This is a genomic window from Nostoc sp. DedQUE09 (genome assembly GCF_034530915.1).
In the GTDB taxonomy this organism is placed as follows: domain Bacteria; phylum Cyanobacteriota; class Cyanobacteriia; order Cyanobacteriales; family Nostocaceae; genus Nostoc.
Map to the genome: position 1 here is coordinate 153059 of NZ_JAVRCE010000004.1, position 21806 is coordinate 174864.

19 protein-coding genes are annotated in these 21806 nt (G+C 40.5%); 11 read left to right on the forward strand and 8 right to left on the reverse strand.

Annotated elements, in window-relative coordinates; genetic code table 11:
* Positions 1–137 precede the first annotated feature (137 nt).
* From hpsB to RMY27_RS04155, 8 genes are all read left to right on the forward strand, one after another.
* The gene (hpsB, locus tag RMY27_RS04120) at positions 138–785 is read left to right on the forward strand and encodes a hormogonium polysaccharide secretion pseudopilin HpsB (RefSeq protein WP_322660673.1); all 648 of its coding nucleotides are present in this window, start codon (positions 138–140) and stop codon (positions 783–785) included.
* 65 nt (positions 786–850) lie between these two features.
* Complete coding sequence (gene hpsC, locus RMY27_RS04125; RefSeq protein WP_322660674.1) at positions 851–1876, forward strand: hormogonium polysaccharide secretion pseudopilin HpsC; 1026 nt, start codon at positions 851–853, stop codon at positions 1874–1876.
* 38 nt (positions 1877–1914) lie between these two features.
* Positions 1915–2634, forward strand: a complete 720-nt coding sequence (locus tag RMY27_RS04130) for a prepilin-type N-terminal cleavage/methylation domain-containing protein (RefSeq protein ID WP_322660676.1) — start codon at positions 1915–1917, stop codon at positions 2632–2634.
* Positions 2635–2822: 188 nt separating this feature from the next.
* The gene (gene hpsE / locus RMY27_RS04135) at positions 2823–3791 is read left to right on the forward strand and encodes a hormogonium polysaccharide biosynthesis glycosyltransferase HpsE (RefSeq protein ID WP_322660678.1); all 969 of its coding nucleotides are present in this window, start codon (positions 2823–2825) and stop codon (positions 3789–3791) included.
* A gap of 19 nt (positions 3792–3810) precedes the next feature.
* Complete coding sequence (gene hpsE, locus RMY27_RS04140; protein ID WP_322660680.1) at positions 3811–4800, forward strand: hormogonium polysaccharide biosynthesis glycosyltransferase HpsE; 990 nt, start codon at positions 3811–3813, stop codon at positions 4798–4800.
* On the forward strand, positions 4793–5758 hold the full coding sequence (locus tag RMY27_RS04145; RefSeq protein WP_322660682.1) for a glycosyltransferase: 966 nt from the start codon (positions 4793–4795) through the stop codon (positions 5756–5758). The genes hpsE (RMY27_RS04140) and RMY27_RS04145 overlap by 8 nt, the downstream gene beginning before the upstream one ends.
* A gap of 54 nt (positions 5759–5812) precedes the next feature.
* Positions 5813–6463, forward strand: a complete 651-nt coding sequence (locus tag RMY27_RS04150; protein WP_322660684.1) for a type II secretion system protein — start codon at positions 5813–5815, stop codon at positions 6461–6463.
* Between the two features lie 32 nt (positions 6464–6495).
* A complete protein-coding gene (locus tag RMY27_RS04155; RefSeq protein WP_322660686.1) occupies positions 6496–7149 on the forward strand; it encodes a TIGR04282 family arsenosugar biosynthesis glycosyltransferase in 654 nt (217 codons plus the stop codon).
* A 118-nt stretch (positions 7150–7267) separates the two neighbouring features.
* Here RMY27_RS04155 and RMY27_RS04160 read toward each other — a convergent pair whose 3' ends face one another.
* Entirely contained in the window at positions 7268–7924 is a 657-nt protein-coding gene (locus tag RMY27_RS04160) for an NAD(P)H-binding protein (RefSeq protein WP_322660688.1), read from the reverse strand.
* A 178-nt stretch (positions 7925–8102) separates the two neighbouring features.
* Here RMY27_RS04160 and RMY27_RS04165 point away from each other — a divergent pair, with 178 nt between their 5' ends.
* Positions 8103–8774 (forward strand): DUF1997 domain-containing protein, encoded by a 672-nt coding sequence (locus tag RMY27_RS04165; protein WP_322660690.1) that lies wholly within the window; start codon positions 8103–8105, stop codon positions 8772–8774.
* A gap of 105 nt (positions 8775–8879) precedes the next feature.
* On the opposite strand, the gene RMY27_RS04170 is transcribed toward RMY27_RS04165, so the two are convergent.
* Positions 8880–9350, reverse strand: coding sequence for a DUF4079 domain-containing protein (locus tag RMY27_RS04170; protein ID WP_322660692.1), 471 nt, complete (start codon positions 9348–9350; stop codon positions 8880–8882).
* A gap of 196 nt (positions 9351–9546) precedes the next feature.
* Here RMY27_RS04170 and RMY27_RS04175 point away from each other — a divergent pair, with 196 nt between their 5' ends.
* The gene (locus RMY27_RS04175) at positions 9547–10830 is read left to right on the forward strand and encodes an ankyrin repeat domain-containing protein (protein WP_322660694.1); all 1284 of its coding nucleotides are present in this window, start codon (positions 9547–9549) and stop codon (positions 10828–10830) included.
* A 574-nt stretch (positions 10831–11404) separates the two neighbouring features.
* Here the strand turns inward: RMY27_RS04175 and RMY27_RS04180 are convergent.
* The 6 genes from RMY27_RS04180 to RMY27_RS04205 all read right to left on the reverse strand — a co-directional run bounded on the left by RMY27_RS04180 (position 11405) and on the right by RMY27_RS04205 (position 20368).
* Positions 11405–12796, reverse strand: a complete 1392-nt coding sequence (locus RMY27_RS04180; RefSeq protein ID WP_322660696.1) for a PP2C family protein-serine/threonine phosphatase — start codon at positions 12794–12796, stop codon at positions 11405–11407.
* 1339 nt (positions 12797–14135) lie between these two features.
* On the reverse strand, positions 14136–15809 hold the full coding sequence (gene ftsY, locus RMY27_RS04185; RefSeq protein WP_322660698.1) for a signal recognition particle-docking protein FtsY: 1674 nt from the start codon (positions 15807–15809) through the stop codon (positions 14136–14138).
* A 253-nt stretch (positions 15810–16062) separates the two neighbouring features.
* Entirely contained in the window at positions 16063–16704 is a 642-nt protein-coding gene (gene nusB, locus RMY27_RS04190) for a transcription antitermination factor NusB (RefSeq protein ID WP_322660699.1), read from the reverse strand.
* Between the two features lie 530 nt (positions 16705–17234).
* Positions 17235–17999: a DUF502 domain-containing protein gene (locus RMY27_RS04195; RefSeq protein ID WP_322660700.1), complete on the reverse strand. Its 765-nt coding sequence runs from the start codon at positions 17997–17999 to the stop codon at positions 17235–17237.
* Positions 18000–18490: 491 nt separating this feature from the next.
* Complete coding sequence (locus RMY27_RS04200; RefSeq protein WP_322660702.1) at positions 18491–19399, reverse strand: glycosyltransferase family 2 protein; 909 nt, start codon at positions 19397–19399, stop codon at positions 18491–18493.
* A 126-nt stretch (positions 19400–19525) separates the two neighbouring features.
* Positions 19526–20368, reverse strand: a complete 843-nt coding sequence (locus RMY27_RS04205) for an HpsJ family protein (RefSeq protein WP_322660704.1) — start codon at positions 20366–20368, stop codon at positions 19526–19528.
* 790 nt (positions 20369–21158) lie between these two features.
* Between RMY27_RS04205 and RMY27_RS04210 the strand changes: the two genes are divergently transcribed.
* Positions 21159–21803 carry a glycoside hydrolase family protein gene (locus RMY27_RS04210; protein WP_322660706.1) on the forward strand — a complete coding sequence of 215 codons (645 nt, stop codon included), beginning with the start codon at positions 21159–21161 and terminating at the stop codon, positions 21801–21803.
* Positions 21804–21806: the final 3 nt, after the last annotated feature.

Here is a 21806-nt window from a genome sequence, read left to right on the forward strand (position 1 = left end):
AACCCCCTTCCCTATTAGGGAAGGAGGGAAAATTCAAAGCCTCTCCCCTTGTAGGGGAGAGGTTTGGAGAGATGTTACGAGTATATTACACCCGATTGCAAATTACTTTAAAACATAGCCTTATTAAGAAATTGAGTATGAACCCACGCCAACTACAAGAATTATCTGCTCAGTCTAACGATTCTGGTTTTACGATCATTGAGTCGCTTGTGGCGATCCTCGTAGTTGCCATTTTGCTGGTAGCGATCGCACCTGTCCTAGTTATGTCAACTGCAACCCGTGTCCAAGCTAAACGGGTGGAATTGGCAACAGGAGCAGCTAAAGCCTTTATTGATGCTATTAAGTCTAAAACAATCTCAGATCCGACAATCACCGTTACACTGGCTGCTAGCACAACTAGAAATGTATCCAGTTCAAGCAGTGACTATTTATTAAGTAGTACGTCAGCTCCTACCGCTAGCACTGGTTTGTATTGCTTTAACAAAAATGGCAGCCTTGCTAATCCCAACTGTACTAGCGATCTATTTTACATTCAGGCTATTCGTGTTGCTGTGACAGATAGCGACGCTGATAAAGGTCAAGGCTATCGTTTGGGAGTTCGGGTATATCGTTCAGATGCGGAATTTGGTTCTTTAACTGCGGGTAGCAGTGGAAAAACAGCAGCAACATTTACAGGGGGACTAGGCGATCGCAAAGCACCCCTAGTAGAAATGACAACTGAAATTGTCAGGGGTCAAAGCTCCTATAGCGCTTTGTGCGATCGCCTTGGTGGTTGTCAACCATAATTAACTCGGTAAACATAAATAATTTCATGACTCAGTATCGGTCAATAAGGAGAACCTGTAGCAAAATGAATATATTGAGGTGGCTGTTAAGTACTCAGCTAAAACCCTCTCACAAGCAAAATAAAAATAGTGGTTTTACTCTGATTGAATTATTGGTGGCTATGCTCATTGCATTTTTAGTAATTACGCCGTTACTAAGTTTTATGATCAGTATTTTAAACACTGATAGTCAGGAACAAGCCAAAGCGAACTCTGAGCAAGAAATTAAAGCTGCACTAGATTATATTACTCGCGATCTCCAACAAGCAATATATATATATGATGCTACTGGAATTGCTTGTCTAAGCGGTACTGTTGATACTAGTACTGCTAACACTTGCCCAAATGCAAGTACAACTGGGAATCAACTGCCAACTACAACAGATAGAGTTCCTGTGCTTGTCTTTTGGAAACGAGAATTAGTTAATCAAGCAATTACAATACCTTCAGTCGCTGAAAAAGATGATACTTTTGTTTACTCACTAGTTGCCTACTATTTAATTAAAGACACTAGTACTACTTGGTCTAACACTGCACGCATCGCTAGATGGGAAATTAAAGATGGCGTTCCAAATACTGCTGCTACAGTAGGTGCTTGCGGCAATGGATTTACAACTGAAAAATATCTCCCATGCCCAAATAAAGGTTTTAAACCATTTGACTTGTCACAAAAAGGTATAACATTACAAGCAAAAATGAATAGTTGGACAAATAGTTTGGTATCTGGGGACAGTTACGGTCAAGTTCCCGTAGTTTTGGTTGATTTTATAGATCAAACAACAATAGCACAGGGAGCGCCAGCAGCAACATGCTCTACTAACTTTAGTCAAGTTCCAGTAGCAGCCACTAGTGTTAGAACAGGATTCTATGCTTGTATAAATTCAGTTAGCACAGATAATAGAAGTGCTGCGGAAATTTATTTAAGAGGTAATGCACAAGCTCGCCTAATACAAAATGATGAAACTAAAGTACGTTACGCGCAGAGCAAATCTAGTTATTTTCCGAGTGCAAACATTAAGGTTCAAGGAAGCAGCTTCATTTTTACCAAATAGCTTCTATCTTTGATAATTTTTAATAAAAGTAGGATAGTATGCCGAATATTCTTAGTTTACAACTATTAGATTCTTTCCAGTTGCACTGCCGAAAAACAAAGTTAAAGCAGCAATATTTAGCAAATATACCCTCTACTAATGGCTACAATCAACAAGATGCTGGATTTAGTCTTATAGAGTTAATAGTAGTACTGCTGCTAGTAGGAATTTTAGCAGCGATCGCAGCTCCTGGTTGGGCTGCCTTTGTAAATCGGCAACGGATAAATAAAGTTAACGACGCCGTTTTCGCTGCACTGCAAGAAGCACAACGCGAAGCTAAAAACAATAAACTTAACTACAGTGTCAGTTTTCAGAGAAATAGCACAACCCAAAATGTAGAGGTTGCTATTTATCGTGCCGATGCAGCAGCCTCGACATGGACATGGAAACCTTTAGCGGTTGATGTAGGAGCCAATTCTGATAAATTTTTGCTGGGTGGAAATCTTAGTGGAGAAAACATTGCTAATACTACTACTAATTCTCCTGTAGACTATCCTTTCAGTACATCAGCAAAAATTACTTTTGACTATATGGGAGCTCTAACTCTGCCAAATAACTTTGGAACAGTGCCAGCAGGTACAGAGCCACCTGGGTTAAAAATAGTGGTAGCTGTACCAAGCTCTGCAAATCCTACATTGGCTAGTAGCGTAAAGCGATGTGTCATCGTGAAAACTCTCTTAGGCTCAATGCTGACAGCAAAAGATGATAAATGCAGTTAAGTAATTTAAATACCAATATTTCTTTAAAAATACGTAATATTGCTGTACATAAAACTGCACGTTGATAGCAAAATTGAAACATCATGTGCAGTTTTAATGTTTGATAGAGTTATTTAAGAGCCATTGATAAATTAGCCATTGCCTGACCATAATAAAAAGCGTCATCATCAAAATATACTTTTCGGAAAATGACTGATAACCTTGACTTTACTGTAGCTATCCCAACTTATAACGGTGAAAGTCGTTTGCCTGAACTACTAGAACGACTACAAAACCAAGTTTACACCGAAAATTTATCTTGGGAAATTATAGTTGTAGACAATAACAGCACTGATAATACAGCTAAAGTTGTTCAAAACTATCAAAAAAATTGGCAGTCTCCTTACCCTTTAAAGTATTGCTTTGAAGAAAAACAAGGTGCAGCTTATGCGCGAAAAAGGGCAGTTTTAGAAGCTAAAGGTAAGTTCATAGGTTTTCTAGATGATGACAACTACCCAGTATCAAATTGGGTATCAGCAGCTTATGCTTTTGGTGAAAAGTATCCGAAGGCGGGAGCTTATGGCAGCCAAATTCATCCTGACTGGGAAGTAGAACCACCTGAAAATTTTCAGCGAATTGCTCCATTTTTGGCAATTACAGAGCGAGGTAATTTACCACTATTATATGAAGCAGCTAAAAAATTGCTACCACCATCTGCCGGACTTGTTGTCCGTAAACAAGCCTGGTTAGAAAGTGTACCAGAGAAGCCTATTTTAACTGGAAGAATTAAAGGCAGTATGCTTACCAGTGAAGACTTAGAAATGTTGTCTTATATTCAAAAAACAGGATGGGAAATTTGGTATAACCCAGAAATGGAAATTTCTCATAAAATACCAAAATTTCGTTTACAAAAAGATTATTTAATTCCATTTTTTCGAGGTATTGGACTTAGCCGTTATGTAACTAGAATGGTTAATGTCAAACAGATATATAGACCATTTGCTTTTTTAGCTTATCTGACAAATGACCTGCGTAAAATCATTTTCCACTTACTTAAATATAGAACTATGTTGAAAACTGATTTAGTAGCTGCTTGCGAAATGCAACTATTTTTAAGCAGTTTTATTAGTCCTTTTTATCTTTGGAAAAATGGTTATTTAACTAAAAAATATAATTAGAAATTGATATTTTACTTATATGGATATTGAAAAACTAGATTTTACGGTAGCTATTCCTACATACAATGGTGCAAAACGTTTACCTAAAGTTTTAGATTTGCTACTCAATCAGACAGGTATAGAAAGCCTAAATTGGGAAGTTATTATTATTGACAATAATAGTAAAGATGAGACAAATCAAGTAGCTGATTATTACCAAAAAAAATTTAATCAAAATTTTATATTGAGGTATTTTCACGAAAAACAACAGGGAATAGCCTTTGCAAGAATGCGGGCTATCAAGGAGGCTAGAGGTGAGTTTATTGCATTCATAGATGATGATAATCTCCCAGCATCTGATTGGGTTTTTCAGTCTTATACTTTTGGGAAAGAGCATCCTCAAGCTGGTGCCTGGAGTGGTCAAATCCACGGTGATTTTGAAGTAAAGCCACCAGAAAATTTTACAAGAATTCAAGCCTTTCTAGCCATTAGGGAACACGGATTACAGCCATATTTATTTGATGCAGATAATTTAAGGCTTCCTCCAGGTGCTGCATTAGTTGTTCGTAAGCAAGCTTGGTGTGAAAGTGTTCCTGATGAATTGGTTTTTAAAGGTAGACTGAGTAAATTGATGGTTGGCGGGGATGATACAGAAGCTCTCTTATACTTACACAAAGCAGGTTGGGAAATATGGTATAATCCCGCAATGCATATCAATCATCAAATTCCACATTGGCGCTTAGAAAAAGATTATTTATTAGTGCTAGCACGTGGTTGTGGTCTGTGTATTTTCCAGCTACGCTTAATCAATGCTAAAAATTGGCAAAAACCATTAGTTGCGATCAAAACTATATTGGGAAGTTTACACCGATTATTAAAACATTTTATTAAGTATCGAGGTCAATTAAAAAGCAATTTAATTGCACTTTTTGAAATTAACTTTTATTGGGCTAGTATGCTCAGTCCTTTTTATTCTTTAAAATGGAGGATAGATAGACTTTTAGAAAATACAACTATAGAAAATGAGTAACTCAACTTTAAATACAATATTTGTTTCTGTAATTATACCAGCTTATAATAGCGAAAAAACCATTATTGAAACAGTTCAATCTGTCTTAAACCAAACTTTTAAGAATTTTGAGTTGATTATAATAAATGATGGTTCACAAGACTCAACTTTAGATGTTATTGCAGAAATTAAAGATCCCAGAATAAAAGTGTTTTCTTACCCTAATGCTGGCGGAAATGTAAGTCGTAACCGAGGGTTAAAACATGCAGTTGGAGAATTTATTAGTTTCTTAGATGCAGATGATCTTTGGACACCTGATAAGCTTCAATGCCAATTAAAGTCTTTGCAAGAAAATCTTACTGCAAAAGTTGCTTACAGTTGGACTGATTATATCGACGAAAATAGTGAAATAGTACTCTCTGGTACACACGTTACAGCCAATGGAGATGTTTATGAAAAGTTATTAGTGACAAATTTTTTGGAGAATGGCTCAAATCCTTTAATTCGTAGAGAAGCTTTAATCGAATTAGGTGGATTTGATGAATATCTATGTGCTGCTCAAGATTGGGATATGTGGCTGCGATTGGCCTGTAAATTTGATTTTATATGCGTACCATGTCCACAAATCCTATATCGTATAAGTCCTAATTCAGTTTCTTCCAATCTTGTTAGGCAAGAGAAAGCTTGCTTGCAGGTGCTTGATAAAGCATGTAAGGAAAGGTCTTTAGCACTTAATAATATTCGGAATCTAAGTTTGGCAAATTTATATAAGTACTTAACATGCAAAGCCCTACAAAAGCCCTTTAATCGACAAAAAGGTTTAACTGCGGCTAAGTTTTTATGGAATTATGTTCTGAATGACTCTTCAAGGCTTCAGCGTATAAATTTCACTTTAAAATTATTATTAAAGATTTTCATAATCCTTTTAATGCCTACGTTATTCGACAATATTATTAACCAGCGCGAAGTAAAGAGCTAAAAAAACTGAAACATTGTTTAACAGCCACGTAGCTGAAAAACTCTCAGAATAAAAATGTATAGCCTGGTGCATCTACCGTCTTTAGTTTATGCAAAAAATCTCTTGAAGAATAATCATTCTAACAGTGGTTTTACCTTACCAGAGATTTTAGTAGTTATTGTATTAATTGGTATATTAGCTACGCTCGGAATATCCAATTGGCTGACTTTTGTGGAGACTCGTCGTCTCAACACTACTCAAAATGAGGTTTATTATGCTATGCGCCAAGCGCAAAGCCAAGCCACTAAAGATAAATTAACCAGGCAAACCAGTTTTCGCATACAAAATGGTGTCGTGCAATGGGCAGTTCATCAAGCAGAGGCAGGACAATTCATTTCTGATACTGTTAAAAACAATGGCAACCTATGGCATAATCTTGAGCCAAACATTCGCATTGATGAAGAGGAAAACAATAAAGGAAAAAAGGAGACGACTTTACTAAAACACCCTTCACAGCAAATGTGGCGAGTTTTATTTAACTATCACGGTTGTCCTATCTCTGAAATTGGAAATCAGTGTACTGTAGGCGGATTAGGACAGATAACCTTCTACAGCTTGAATGGTGGTAAAGCTAGACGTTGTGTCTATGTTTCTACGATTTTGGGGGCCATGCGAATGGGAAAAGATCATGCTAGAGCTAACGAAAACGACAAGTATTGCTATTAATATATTTTTAGTTGATTCAAACAAGGTATTTTGTGCTGAATTTACCAGCAAACTCAAAACAGCACCTGATTATTTTCACCCGTTATCCAGAACCAGGTAGGACAAAAACCCGATTGATACCTGCTTTGGGAAATGTTGGTGCTGCCAATCTTCAACGGGAAATGACTGAGCATACAATATTTCAGGTTCAAGAATTGCAAAAAGCCATTTCCATATCTGTGGAAGTGCGTTTTGCAGGTGGCGATTCGCAACTTATGCAAAAGTGGCTGGGGTTGGATTTGGTTTACCAGTCTCAAGGAGAAGGGGATTTAGGTTCGCGGATGGCGCGATCGCTTTTTGATGCTTTTCAATCTGGTGCAGAAAAAGTAATTATCATTGGTACAGATTGCCCTGGAGTGAATGCCCAGATTTTAGCAACAGCCTTTGAGAAGTTACACGCCTTTGATCTTGTACTTGGGCCTGCGATCGATGGTGGATATTACTTAATTGGTTTGCGCCAACCCATCCCGGAGCTATTCGTTAACATCGAGTGGGGAACTGCTCAAGTATTCCAGAAAACCGTGGATATTGCCCAGAAACTTAATTTATCATACGTGGACTTGTTGCCCTTAGCTGATGTTGACCGACCGGAGGATCTGCCAATTTGGGAACAAGCCCTTGCACGGGAGATAGAGCGATCGCTTTAGGGAGCAAAATCAAGGGGCGAATTGAAAAAGTGCGTAGGCATCACTTTTCCATGAAGATGTGAGTCGATTATTTTGGGGATGAGAATAAGAAGCAGAAGCAATACAATCCTGTGGAATATCAGCACTGCTGAAATAGCTCCTTAAAGCTTTTTGAGGCTGCTTCAGGTTTAGCAATAATTTCGACAATTTTATTACGTGCATCTGCTTCAAGCAGCGCCTCAACAGCAACTTGGGCGACTTTCTGCCTGGGGATACTACCATCAAACAGTGTATCTGCACTCTGCATCACGATGCGATCAGAGTTGTCTTCGTTCTTTAACCCACCAGGCCGCACAATAGTATAAGTAAGACCACTTTTTTGAATATACTCTTCAGCTTGTTTTTTCCACAACAAAATTAGCCAAAACAAGTTTAGCGGATGGAAAAACCGGGAAGTACACAAAGAAGAAACTAAGATAAGATGCTCAATTCCCTTTGCCTTAGCAATATCTACTAAATTTTTAGTCCCTTCAAAATCCACTTTATAGGGGCCAGTGGGGTCAAAGCTAGGTTTTGCCCCAGTCGCAACCAACAGAACTGTGCTATCTCCCAACGCAGCAGTTAAACTTTCTGGTTGTAATACGTCGCCTACCACTAATTCGGCTTCAGGAGACAGAATACCCCTAGCTTTCTCTATATCCCGCACCAAGGCCCGGACGGGAATATTCCGCGCTATCAACTCTTGCACAATCCGGCGACCTGTTTCACCTGTTGCCCCTGCTACAAATGCTTTCATGATAAATGCTATCCTGGGAAACTATTGTGTGCTTGTTTAGTTCTTTATTTTAGTAATTCTATGGAGTCGCTCGCAGATTAATAAGGTTTCGGTCAAAATGGGATCTGAATGCGAAATGATCCAGGTATGTGGGGAATCATTAATATAGACCAACGCCAAAATATACAGTAATGCATTTATGCTTTCAAGAAAAGGCGAATATAAATCCTGGGAAATAACAGAAGCTGTTTTACCTGTAGTGTCCACCCAAGAAGCCGAGGACACATTAACAGAACCAAATGTAGCGACGCTTACAAAATTTTACGGTCGTTATCAAGATTTTATGGAAATGGCTGCTCCAGTAGAGAAGGTTGCTGAGTATCTCAATGCTCACTCCTCATGGTTTTCGCGCTGTGCTGAACCCATGAAGGTACAATCACTTGGGGAAAATGGCTATGCTTTAACAATTGGTCGTTTTGGTTCTTTCGGTTATGAAGTAGAACCAAAAATAGGTTTGGAATTGTTGCCCCCAGAGGAGGGTATTTACCGCATCCGTACAATCCCCATTCCTGACTACCAGCCGCCTGGTTATGACGTAGATTATCGGGCATCTCTACAGTTAATAGGAAATGATGCTTGCAGCAGTATTGGCGAAGTTACAAAAGTTGAATGGGAATTAGATTTGATAGTTTATCTTCACTTTCCCCGATTTATTCAGCGATTACCTAAGTCTATAATTCAATCTACTGGCGATCGCTTACTTAATCAAATTGTCCGCCAAGTCTCCCGCCGCTTAACTCGCAAAGTTCAGGAAAATTTTCATAAATCTCTAGAAATACCATTTCCTGGGAATTCCAAACAAAACCGCTGAGTCAACAATCCTTTGTCATTTTTCATCTACTAATGACAAAGCGCAAAGTCTGAGCGGAGGTTTCCTCCGATCAGAACTTTGTAAGAGAGGACAAATAACAAAGGACTATGCTTTAGTGAGAATTCTTTGGACAATTTGCACCCCAGTAACAGCCTGCCAAGCAAAAAGTCCCAAAAGGGTGAAATTTATCAAAATGTGAGTTGCACGCGCCCAATTCGCCCCTTTTTGCATATAAGGGGACAAAGCAGCAGAAAATGCTATTAGACTTGTCATACCTAGTCCTGCTAACAGGTGAGGACCGACAAACAACTTACCATTATTTATGTAAGTGACGGCCATCCCTCCAATCGCACCTGCCACCATCAAAGCTAGGAGTATAGACCCGATTTGGTAGTGTCTAATGTTATATCTACCTTTAATCAATTCTTTCTTCTCTTCCCCCTGAGCATTTCTGGTACGCTGTAATTGCAGTCCTAAATAGGCAGCATAAATTGAGAGTACTAATAGCGCCCACATGAACGCTGGATGGAAAAAGTTCAGCCAATATTTCACCGACGTAGAAAGTTCCAGACTCATTGTGTTCTCGCCTAATTATTAAATCTTCATAAAAATTAGCATAACTCTATTTTCTGTGCTTAAAGTTGCACAAATAAAAAGAGACTTTCCCCTCTTACCCAGCTATTTTCCTTTGCCCCCTTGCCAAAGTGGATAAACAATCTCAGACTAAATTTTGAGGGTAGACGAACAAAACCCCCTGTGTGGGATCTTATTCATGATTGAAAACAACGATACTTTGCTGCTAAAAGCTGCTAAAAATGGCGATATTAAGGGGCTGTGTGCGCTATTGGCTGCTGGTGCGAGGGTAGACGCGTGCGATCGCCAAGGCACCACGGCGTTAATGTTTGCTGCCAATTTAGGCTACACCGAAATTGTGCGATCGCTACTGGATGCTGGGGCAAATATCAACTTGCCGAGAAAAACCTATGGTTTGACGGCTTTGATGTTGGCGGCTAGTGCCAAACAGCTTGACATTGTGCAACTTTTACTATCGAAAGGTGCGGATGTCAATGCCACTAATGAAGATGGCAGTACAGCTTTAATGGCAGCAGTACTCAAAGGTCATATCGATGTAGTGCGAGTTTTATTGGCTGCTGGTGCCCAAGTTAATATCGCTGATAAAGATGATGATACGGCATTGAAACTTGCCGTTAAGCAGGGAAAAATAGAAGTTTTACAAGCAATTCTCCAAACTGGTGTCGATGTCAATATCCCAGATGAGGAGGGTGAGACACTTTTAATGCTAGCGGCAGATTTGGGACATTTGGAGATTGTGGAAGCACTGCTAGCAACAGGGGCTGATGTGAATGCGAAAAACGCAGATGGTGGAACTGCTCTATCGGCAGCAGCAGCGGCTGGACACAGTGCGATCGCAGCAGCTTTACTAGATCGAGGTGCCCAGATTAATCTTCAAGATCAAGATGGTGAAACTGCCTTACACCTTGCCGTTGTAGAAGGCTACATTGATGTCGTACAAATATTACTTAACAGGGGTGCAGATGGCCAAATAAGGAACCATCTAGGCGATACACCACTGCTTGTAGGAGCATTGCAGGGACATAGCCAAATTGTCGAGGCACTGCTACGTTCTGGCGGAGATATAAATGGGAAAAATCTTGGTGAAGTTCCTTTGACGTTGGCTGCATCGCAAGGACACACCCAAACGGTGCAAATTTTATTAGACTATGGTGCTGATGTTAACATTCCAGCGGATGATGGCAAAGCTGCTTTAATTAAGGCAACTGAACGCAAACACAAAGAGATCGTACATTTGCTGCTAGCAAAGGGGGCAGATGTAAATTTTCAAGACTCAGCCAGGGCCACATCATTAATGTGGGCTGCTTCAGCAGGTTATGGCGAAATTGTGCAGTTATTACTCCAAGCTGGGGCAGATGTGAATTTGAAAAACCGGGGTGGTTATACTGCTTTGATGATTGCAGAATTTAATGGTTATAAGAATGTGGTGCGGAGTCTGCAAAAAGCTGGGGCGCAAGAATAGCCATCTAAATTCTTCATCTAAAATATTTTCATAAATATCTTGACAAATCAATTAAATAAAGGCTAAATGCTTAAATACCAAGAAAGTTTAAAAAAACAAAATCTGGGTCGAAAAAATAAAGAAAGCAAAACTCCGTCGTAGCTGTTGTGAACTTGCTACGGCGGAGAAAGAAAAAATTAAAACGCCAAAAGGGAGCAGACCAAATGCTTGCGTCACAAGGATAGAAAGAAAGCAAAAATGAAGAAGTAAATTTACCTTTTACTTTTTACCTTGTACATTTTACCTTTTACCTGCTCTCCCCCTTGGCGTTTCCTACTGTGCTAGATGTGCAAAATATATAATTTTTAATTGAACAGAAAAGTATTCTAACGATCATTTTTTATGTATTATCCTAAAAGCTAAATACAAACAATTTCTCAAAAAAGGTTGATATACAACCATTTGGGCGATCGCTACGGAAATTCAAAGAAAAATAAATAAAAAATTAAATTTAGTGAAATCACTGTGGTGAATGCTCTGTCACCATAAACTCAAGCATTGACTCATGACTTGAGCAAGCATAAATGTCCAATGATTATAAAATTTGCAGGACAACTAGTGTCATATCATCAGTGTTTTGTTTATCAGCACCGATGAATTGCTGAACTTGGTCAAAGAGGTAATCCACAATCTCTTCTGGCCCATTGCAGTATTTACAAGCCGTATTGAAGCCAGCAACAAAATTGTCTTCATCGAAGCGATCGCCACTAGCAGCAGCAGCATCAGTCAAGCCATCTGTATAGTAAATAATTGTATCCCCAGGCTCTAACTGTGCCTGGGCATCTTCATATTGGCTGTTAGCATCCAAACCGATCAACATTCCCAAAGTATCTAAACGGGTGACAGTTTTCGTGGCTGCGTGCCACCACAATGGAGGATTATGTGCCGCATTGCTATAAGACAAAATTCGGCTGTGGGGGTTATATTCTGAGTAAAATAGCGTTACAAAGCGGTGGGAATTTTCCAAATCCGCATACATAACTCTATTTAAGTTTTGTAGAATTCCGGCTGGCGAATTACCATGTAGCACTTCTCCTCGTAGCATTCCCCGCATCATCGTCATAATCAGCCCAGCGGGGACACCTTTGCCCATGACATCTCCAATAACCAAACCCCAGCGACTAGTTTCGTTGCCACCTTTGATCTTGGGCTGAATCTTATTATGATTGGTAGCAATAAAGTCGTAGTAGTCTCCGCCGACGCGATTGGCAGGTTTACAGCGTGCCGCCAGAACTGCACCAGGGATTGTAGGGCATTGACGTGGTAGAAGTCGCCGTTGAATTTCTGCGCCAATTTCTAATTCTTGGTCTAGGCGTTCTTTTTTTCTTAGTTCTACAGCTAGTTCATCGTTTTCGATCGCTACTGCTGTTTGGTCTGCTACTAACCTAACTAACTTTTGTCTGGTTTCTGTCCAACTATATTCTGGATCGCGGCTCAAGACATAGAGCCATCCTCGTTCTGTATGCTTTACCAAAATCGCTGTACCAAAGATTTGCACATCTGGGCCCAAATAGCGATGCATCTGGTCATCCAAAATCCCCGTGGCATTCGCAAGGGGGGGAGTATTGGGCAAAAGCGTAATTTGACTACTGGCTATTTCTAGCGCTTTGCGGATATTCTTGCGCTGGCCACTATCTTGCCAATGTAACTGTTCTAACCTGACTTGACCATTAGGTTTGTAGAGAAACAGGGCGCTACCGTCTGCATCTGTCACTCTTGTTGCCATCAGCGGAATCAGTTCCAAAAACTGATTCAAATTATTGAAACTTCTCAGGGCAAATCCTAAAGAACTTAGCAAATCTTGAATTTTGTTCTGTTCCCGGTGCAACCTTGCCACAAGTTCTTTGAGTGCCACAACTGGTGTGACATCCGTCGCAGCACTACTATTATTATCAGTGGGTTGAGAGGGCAGTTGAGACACAGGCACGGGTATTATTGCACTTTATATTGGCAGATTTTAGATGACTTATAAATCTTTTGGCTTTGGCATTGCTAAACCATATTTAGACAAGACTTGCCATTTTAGCAAGAGTATAAAGACGTAACAAGCAAATTTTATAAGTATTTTATTTGCTTATTGTATTTAAGATGGAATGTTAGTAATTTCAAATCATGTATTTTTAGCCCAAATTCTAACCGTAAAAATTACTACTTTTGCTTGATTTATCAGAAAGCTTTTCATTTTTCCATAACTTAACTACCAAAACATATCTCTAAAGTCATAAGAATACTTTATTCAAAGAATAATTTATAACGCTCTCTGAGGAACTGTTTAGGTAGAAGCAGCTAGGAGACTAGAAGTCTTTTGACTGAAAACCTCTATAAGCGCTCAAATAGAGCTTGATTTACTCAAAAACAGACTTATACTCGTTTCCAAACCTGAGAATATGTCAATAAGTTTTCAAATACTTAATTTGTATACCATAATTACTGGGATAATCGCCAAGATTGAGCTTTTCCATTTTTAATTTCTTGTTTTGCGAATTTTGAGTTACTGAAGATGCAAAACTTCAACCCATCAAAACAGGATAAAAGTGAAGTAACCTATCTTTTTAGTCAGATGTAACAGAGTTAAACCATTAGCTTGTAATTTATTCTAGAGGTGAGTCATTTGGTAAGTGTAAGATATGAATATAAGAGATGACACTAAAAATATAAGAAATATCTTCCAAGAAGTTTAAGTCAAAAGCCAGAAAGACTGTTTTCATTTAACCATCAGAATTCAAACCTCTCTAGAGACGTTGCACGAACAAGTCGTCATGGGCAACACTAAGCACCTATGGAGGGAAAACCTCCTGTGCTGGTTCACCAACGCATTTTTCACCACTGAGACTGCTGTCCATCCCATAACAGAGTTCTATGGGAGTCAGTGTCTCGATTCCCTTTTCAATTGCTGCAAGATGAAAGTCTAGGGGCTTTTGTATGTCGCAACTAAATACCTTGATGCTACATTTAAAAAGCCAATTTTAGACTTCAAAAAGGGCATTAGCTAGAAATTTCAGCAAAAGTCACCCATTTATTTTGACAAATTCATAATTTTAGGACTTGAGCTGTTTCTAGTTAGTTCAAGTGATAATACCAGATCAGTCATCCCTAAATTTATTAGTTTTAGGACTTACGCAAAAATAGCTAAAAAGCTTAATTTATCGAACCTCCTTCTCTGTCAGAGGATGACGCCAACGCGCAGTGTCTCTTAGAGAAGAATCATACAGTATTGCGTAAGTCCTAAGTCTGTTGAGAAAATTTTTAACTCGAAGTTTTATCAACTAACCACTCAAGAGAGCTTCGACAAACTCATAGCTCGAAAAGGGGCGTAGGTCTTCAATTCCTTCGCCAGCACCAATAAAGCGAATGGGTAAACCTAGCTGCTGTACAACGGCAAGGGCAACGCCGCCTTTGGCAGTGCCATCTAGCTTAGTTAAGACAACACCACTGAGTTGGGCAGCTTGGGAAAAAACTTCGGCTTGCCGCAGCCCATTTTGACCTAAAGTGGCATCTAGAACTAATAGTGATTCTACCTTGGCATTTGGGGCTTTTTTGTCGATAATTCGCCGGATCTTACCGAGTTCGTCCATTAAATTTTTCTTGTTTTGCAGTCGCCCAGCTGTATCTACCAGAAGTAATTCGGTTTGACGCGCTTGAGCGGCGGCGATCGCATCAAATACAACTGCTGCCGGATCTGTATTTTTTCCCGGATTGGCAATTACATCCACGCCACTTCTACTACCCCAAACCTTCACTTGTTCCACGGCGGCGGCACGGAAGGTGTCTGCTGCCCCAATCAAGCATTTATAGCCAGATTTTTGTCCCAAGTGGGCAATTTTGCCAATAGTGGTGGTTTTACCGGCACCATTTACCCCAGTGATTAACCAAATATTTAAAGTTTCTTTTTCTGGGGTAAAGGTAGTTTTGTGGGAGGTTTTGCTCGGTGCATCCAGCATATCCCGGAGGATTTTTTTCAGGAAAGCGATCGCTTCTTCAGGTGCGGTAACTTCTTCTCGCAGTTTTGTTTGTAGGGCATTGATAATAAAGTCTGTCGCCTCTACACCAACATCAGCTTGCAAAAGCAATGCCTCAATTTCTGTTACAGCAGCTTGGTTTAGCGGCCCTTGACCAACGATCGCCTTGAGTTGATTAAGAATACTACGGCGAGTTTTGTCTAATCCTTGCCGGAGCTTTTTCAGCCAGGTAATTTCTTCAATAGAAACGTCTTCTGCACTCCTACCTTGAGCTGCTAGAACTTTCGCTGACCAGACAAACCCATCATCAAATACTAATCCCGGAACTTCCTCTCCTGTTTCTGAGGTTGTCGCTACTGGCTGTACTACCTCCGGTTCTGGAACTTCAATGGCGGTGGCTATTAGTTGTTCTAGCTTGGCTTGCCGTTCTGCCGCCGCCCGTTCTAAAAAGGATAAGTTAGCTGGTGCTGTTGGCTGTGTTGCCTCTGGCGTAGCTAGTGGTTCAGTGGGTGTTGGTTCAACTTCGCTTGCCGTGAGTTCTGGGCTGGAAATATCTGGCTGTTCAGCAATTGCTGCTAGTGAGGAATCTTCTGTAATTTCTTCCTCACTAGCAGCTTGGATAACTTCTGGCTGTGTAGTTTCTACGGTTGTACTAGCAGGTTCCTCAGTTGCTTCTGGTTGAGTGATTTCCGCAATTACCGTTTCTGCGGTTTCAGGTTGTATTGATGGTGCTAAGGTATCTGCTGGATCGGGTGGGGTTTCTACTACCTCGACTTGCTGTTTTTGCTGAATATTTTTGTAGGCAGCTTTCGCAAATGCCAATAAGTCTGCCGTTGTGTCTGGTGTAGTTTCAACAGTTGGTGTTGAGGTTTCGGCTGGCTCTGGTTGGGGTTCTTTTACAGGAGGAGTTTCTTCCTGTTTCTTATCAGAAGGAGTGTTAGAGGAATCGTTATGTTGACGACGGAACCAATTAAAAACCATTGCAGCAGTATTAGTTATATGAGTTATAAGTTATAAGTTATGAGTTTAATTTAACTTTGTACTTTTTCTTGGGGTGAAAACTTCCGGGTTATCCTCACCTTTCAACGCCAGTTTAAAGAAAATCAGTTCGACAAAAGCTTTCCTCTGTTGGCGCAGCATCTCCCTTTGGAAGGGTTCCGCTTGGAGGAAGCCGCAGAAGCGGCTACAGACTTTTCTCCACGGCAGTATAAAAATTATTAATTCCGCAGCAGTACTACGCAGTTTTTTTCTGCTCAGTGACTCGGCGCAAAACACCGTTAATAAAGCGATGACCATCGTCTCCACTGTAGCGTTTGGCTAGTTCCACAGCTTCGTTGATGGCGATACTGTCTGGAACTCCTAAGAACTTCATTTCTGCCACGGCGATTTGCAAGATATCGCGGTCAATTTGGGCGAGGCGAGTTACTTGCCAATCTACTAAGGCAGCAGAAATGAGTTCATCTATAATGTGTCGATTTTCGTTGACGGTAATCACAAGCTCTTTAGCGTAATTCCGAACTCCCTTGTCCTGATTGGCTAACTGAATCAATACTGGGAAATCAACTGCTGTACCCAACTGATTGATTGCTGTCTGGGTGCAGGCGATCGCTTCTTGAAGCATTGTTCTGGCAGTATTGAGGTCGGAGGCCCGAGTTTGGCTACTTAAGAGGCGATCGTTACTGCGTTGCAGTTCACCTGCGGCATTATCGAGGGTATCTTGTACTTCTGAGGTTAGAGTGCGTACTGCACCTAGTACCAACTTGGATACTAGTTGATCGTCTTCCAATTTATCTAATTTTTTTGGGCTGACTGGCAATTGGCTAAGGCTTAAAAGCGCCAATTCACGAGCAATTTGCTGGGGTTTACGAGGTTGCATAAAACTGAGGGGTGATTGTGCAAGAACTGAATTAACTAGGCAAGACAAACTTACAAGCCTATCAATTTTGACACAGTTAAACAACATTACGCATTTGCTTGTGACTATGCCAGATTGATTCCAGAGAGGCAGAGGGCAGGAGGCAGGAGAAATAAGCTGTTACGCAAATAAGATTGTGCATCAACTGGTGAGGTTGTCCTTTGTCATTTGTCCTTGGTAAACACAAATGACTAATACTTCTGCTTCTCTACGAGACGCTGTTCGCGTTTGCGGTAGTTGAATCTCGACTCACTTCGACGCCGCTCAGTGCAAGTCGCTCGATTACCGCGCAGTCGAAACTCAGTACAAGTGACTAATGACGGTCTACACGGAAAATAGTGCAATATGTAGGCGCGTTATTACACTCCTATATCTCTTGCTGCAACCAGAGCTTTTCTTGGAGTTTAAGTCAAAGCCAAAATCTCTGAGTTGGTGGCTTGGAATTAGATGGGGTGCGAACTGCTATTCTTTATTCCAACCTCCTGCCTTCTTCACGTTTCTTCAACGGGAATAACCTGCTGCTTGATTTCTTCGTGTTTCACTTCCAGTGTGGACTCTTTGGGGAAAACCAAAGGCGTATTGGAGGCGACAATGCCACCTGATACAACTATTTTAAAAGCGTCTTCAATCGACATCGAGAGGTTCACCACCTCGTCTTCAGGAACGACTGCGTACCATCCCGTAGTCGGATTTGGAGTGGTGGGAATAAAAACACTTAATACAGGACGCGACATCTGGGCTTGGATATCACTGCTGATTGCACCAGTCACAAAAGCGATCGCCCAAATTCCTCGGCGAGGATACTCCACCAAAATTACCCGGCGAAACTTGCCATTAGAATCTTTCAGTATTGTTTCTAAAAGCTGTTTGAGAGTTTTGTATACCTGCCCTGCTAAAGGAATTGCCTGTAAGAATCGCTCACCAAAATCTAACAACCACTGCCCAGCTATATTTCGAGCCATCAAGCCCATTAGTAATATACTTAGTAGTGGTACAGCCAAACCTACTAATAAATTAAGTATATTTACTAAAAATGGGTTTAACCCATCAAAGGGATTTAATTGTTTGGGAATTTGCGTGAGGAAGTTGATTACCCAAGTAGCAATGGTAATTGTCAGCCAGATAGTGGTTGCTAGGGGAATTATTACCAACAAACCAGCAATTAGGTCGTTTTTTAAGTCCTGTTTTAGGCGATTGATTACCAAGCCCCGATTCTCCTGTTTTAAGCTAGAGGAACTTTTGTTATTCGTATCCATACCAGCAGATTCGTCAAATTCCGAAGGCTTTAACTTTGGCAGATTCTGCCGCAAGTAACTGTCTACAACGCCAGCAAGTTGCCTGCTGCTGGAAATCAGCTATTTTTCTATAAGCATACACATAGACATTAACCAATCCGATGGCGACTAGTTATTCTTAGAGGATGTTACTTTTCTTTATAAGACTTGTAAATGATTGTTGCAACTTCTTAGGTATTATTAATCTACCGCGCTTAATCAAAAGTTGCTCATGATTATGAAAGTACTACAGGGTAAACTAATAAATTATTTTATCTGGTCAGTCACTCACTTTTGAGCAGGGGCGGCTTTTATGAAAATGTTCTGTTAAAAACATTAATTTATTAGGGATTCTCAAAAAATAAATAAGATCCCCGACAACTTTTACGAAGTCAGGGATCTGTGTAGCACATCTGTGTGCCCTATGATTTTGCGATCGCTATATCAAGAAATTCTTCTAATCTCCAGCCTCTTCACGCCGCATCAACCTGTGTAGTTTCAGAATCCACGCTCTGCAACTGTTGCGTACTCTCTTGTACCAAAATTGCTGTTGTATCTAAATTAGGTTTTGGTAGATGCTTCATTTCCCAGACTTTGAGCAAAATCAGGTATTCGTAGAATGCCTGTAATGTACACCAAGCCACTCCGGCGCGTCCATCTAAACATCCGCCTAAGATAAAATACATATATATAAACCGTAGCAACGGTCTGGCGGGCAAACGTAAAGATAAATCCTTCAAGGCACGCCGTCTTTCAACTTCCGATTTGCCAAAGAATAAATCTTGCCAGTTAACCTTTCCCTGCTCTAGCTGATACAATGTTTCTTGAGCTTCATCAGTAGAATAACGGTTGTGTTTATCAATCCAGCGGCTCAAACCTTTGCTACAAGTGTAGTGTGGGTATGTTTCTTTTAAAAAGCTAGTTGCACCCTCACAAACTTCTCGCTCAGTATGACCGTAGTCTGTAAACCATACTTTACCGTGGCGGAAGAGTCGCATTTGGTAACGAGGATACTGTGTGCTGTAGCGAATCCAACGATTCATGAACATGACGCGTTCAGCCACGTAGTAACCGATGTAGTCTGGATTCTGACTTGCCTTTTCGCATTCCGCAAACAGTTCTGGTGTCATACGCTCGTCAGCTTCGAGAATGTAAACCCATTGATGTTTCGGAGGGATAGACTCTAACATCCAGGTGCGTTGGCGTCCGTGGCTTTCAAAAGCGTGTTGGACGACGCGGATGGGATAGCGACTGGCGATTTCCACAGTGCGATCGCTACTGCATGAATCCACAACAATGATGTCATCTGATAACATCGCTGATTCGATACAAGCAGCAATATCTAGTTCTTCGTTATATGTCAGTATGTAAATTGAGAACATTACTCAAGTTTTATAGCGATTTTACTCAGTGATAATTGTCTTTTTATTGTTATTAGCTATTAGACGCATGGCAGTATTAGCCGTCAATAATTTTTGGATATTTCCTACTGCCATGCCAATAGTGGATTAGCGTGCGGCAGTTCTTGGTTTACCGCCTTGTACAGCACCACTACCTTTTAGGCTTGTCCAGCCGATGATAATGTAACCAATGGACAATAGCAAACTGCTAATACCAATTCGCAGTCCAGATTTCCAAGCAGTATCTTTAGCTTGTTGCAGTGCTTCGTCTCGGCGCTGGCGAACTTGGCTCAATTGTTGAGTTTGCAGCGTTTGAATATCTGTTTGTTGTTCGATAGCTTTGTCAAGTACTTGGGGATTTGTTTTAGCCTTCTTGAGTAACTCTTTTATATTTGCGGGAATTTGAGGGCTTTCAATTGCTTGCTTATATTTTTGGTCATCTTTGAGGATTTCACTAAACTGAGCTTTGGTTTGGTTTCGCAGTTGGTCTAGCTGCGCTTTTCCTTGCTCAGTATTCAGTTGTGCTTGTAATTGCGATAACCGAGTGTCCAGTTGATTTTCTGCCTGAGCTGCTTCTTGGGTGATTCGGTTGACTGTTTGAGCCTTCGCTTGATTGACGTTATTTAGGTGCAGGGGAAAAATCAGCAAGAACATCAACCCTAAAATACTGGAGATAATGGCGGCGGGAAATCTTAAATCGATACCTTGGGGGCGATCGCTTGCTGGATCGGCATTTTCAATCCAATAGGCACCAAACAGAAGCCCCAAACCGACTAGAGGAACAATTCCTCGATCGACGAGCGCTGTTCCCAAATTGATTTGCCATACCCGATCGGTGGGTTGAAAGGGTAACAACAGAATCAAAAAGTCAACGAAAAAGGACAAAATGCAGATTATTCCAACTACCTTAAGTGTGAGAGCAGTAGTCACGGAAGTAAAACGGTTAACCATAGTTTTTCAAACTGGTGGTGAATACGAATGATTTTCATATTTCAAGCTACTTGAATATTGTGCCCATGACTATGACTATTGTGTAAAAACACAAAGCAGATTCAATATTGCCAAAGGCTATCTGCCTCTTGGTTTTCAACTAGCCCACAGTAACATTTGTTATCTACAGTGTCTTCAGAAAATTCCTGGTATTTTAATATACGTAGTTGATGCAGGGCTAGAGGAATAGACTCATTGATTACCCAATCTCCCTGATTTCAGTTCTCAATCGATCTTAATGCAGACCTTTTATAAGGGTTCACAGATGTCCATTGGTGTAAACTTAAATCGAAGCTTTGCAATGAGGTTGTATAGACTTATCGCCCGATTTGAGCAAGTAAGCAATAATTACTGAGATCAGATGCTACCATAGGCAATTGAGTTTATATTTAGGCGTAATTTTTGGGAGTATCTCACTTGCTATACTTACAGTAGTTTTATTTTGCATGAAGTAAAAAGCTATCGGTTTTGAGGCAAGAGGTAGAAACTCCTTATATTTAATGCGTGAGTCCTGCATTTTGTATATCAGTTACTTGCAAACTCTTGTATTTATACTCTTTTTTGCTAATTCCTAAAAAAATGAGCAAATCGGAAATAATAACTAACAATCAGGTGTGAACTTTACCGGAATCAGTTCGTCGATGATTTTTGTTAGCAAAAAGAGTGAATTTGAAGGAGTTAGGCTCTGAAAGGCTTTGAATTCAAAGGTGTTGAAAAACTTATTGGCCCAATAGCCGCGCTTCTCGGCTTTGTGTATTTGTTGCAATGGTATATTGGAGACTTGCGATCGCCTTCCGATCCTATCTTTGAAAATCAACAGCCGCCTTTGGTGATGAAAGAGGGCGACCCTTATATCCGCGCTTTAATGCGAACCATCTCGGCAAGTGAGGCTAGTGGAAACCGTCCCTATTCGCTGTTATACGGTGGACAGCAAGTCAACGACCTTAGCCGACATCCTGAGATATGCGTCACAATTGTCACAGGCCCCAACACAGGTAATTGTTCTACGGCTGCTGGCAGATATCAAATTATCAACATTACTTGGTATCGTTTAGCCCCTCTTTATCACCCAAAACCAATGCAGATGATGTTTTGGACTGCTTATAGTTTTGAAGCAGAATATCAAGATGTAGTAGTTTATCGTTGGTTAAATGATTCTAAAGTTTGGGGAACTAATATTTCTCAACTGTTGCGTCAAGGGAAGTTAAATGATGTTTTGCGGCGACTCTCTCCCACTTGGACAAGTCTGGGATATGGTATAGAAACTAATTCTGTTAGTAGCTCTTTGCCTAAGGTTTACCAGAAAATGTTGCAAGAAGAATTAACCGCAGCTAAACAACCGATAGCCCCGATGCCACCATCTCCAACTCCTTCTAGCAAGGCAGTAAAGAAGTAGTGA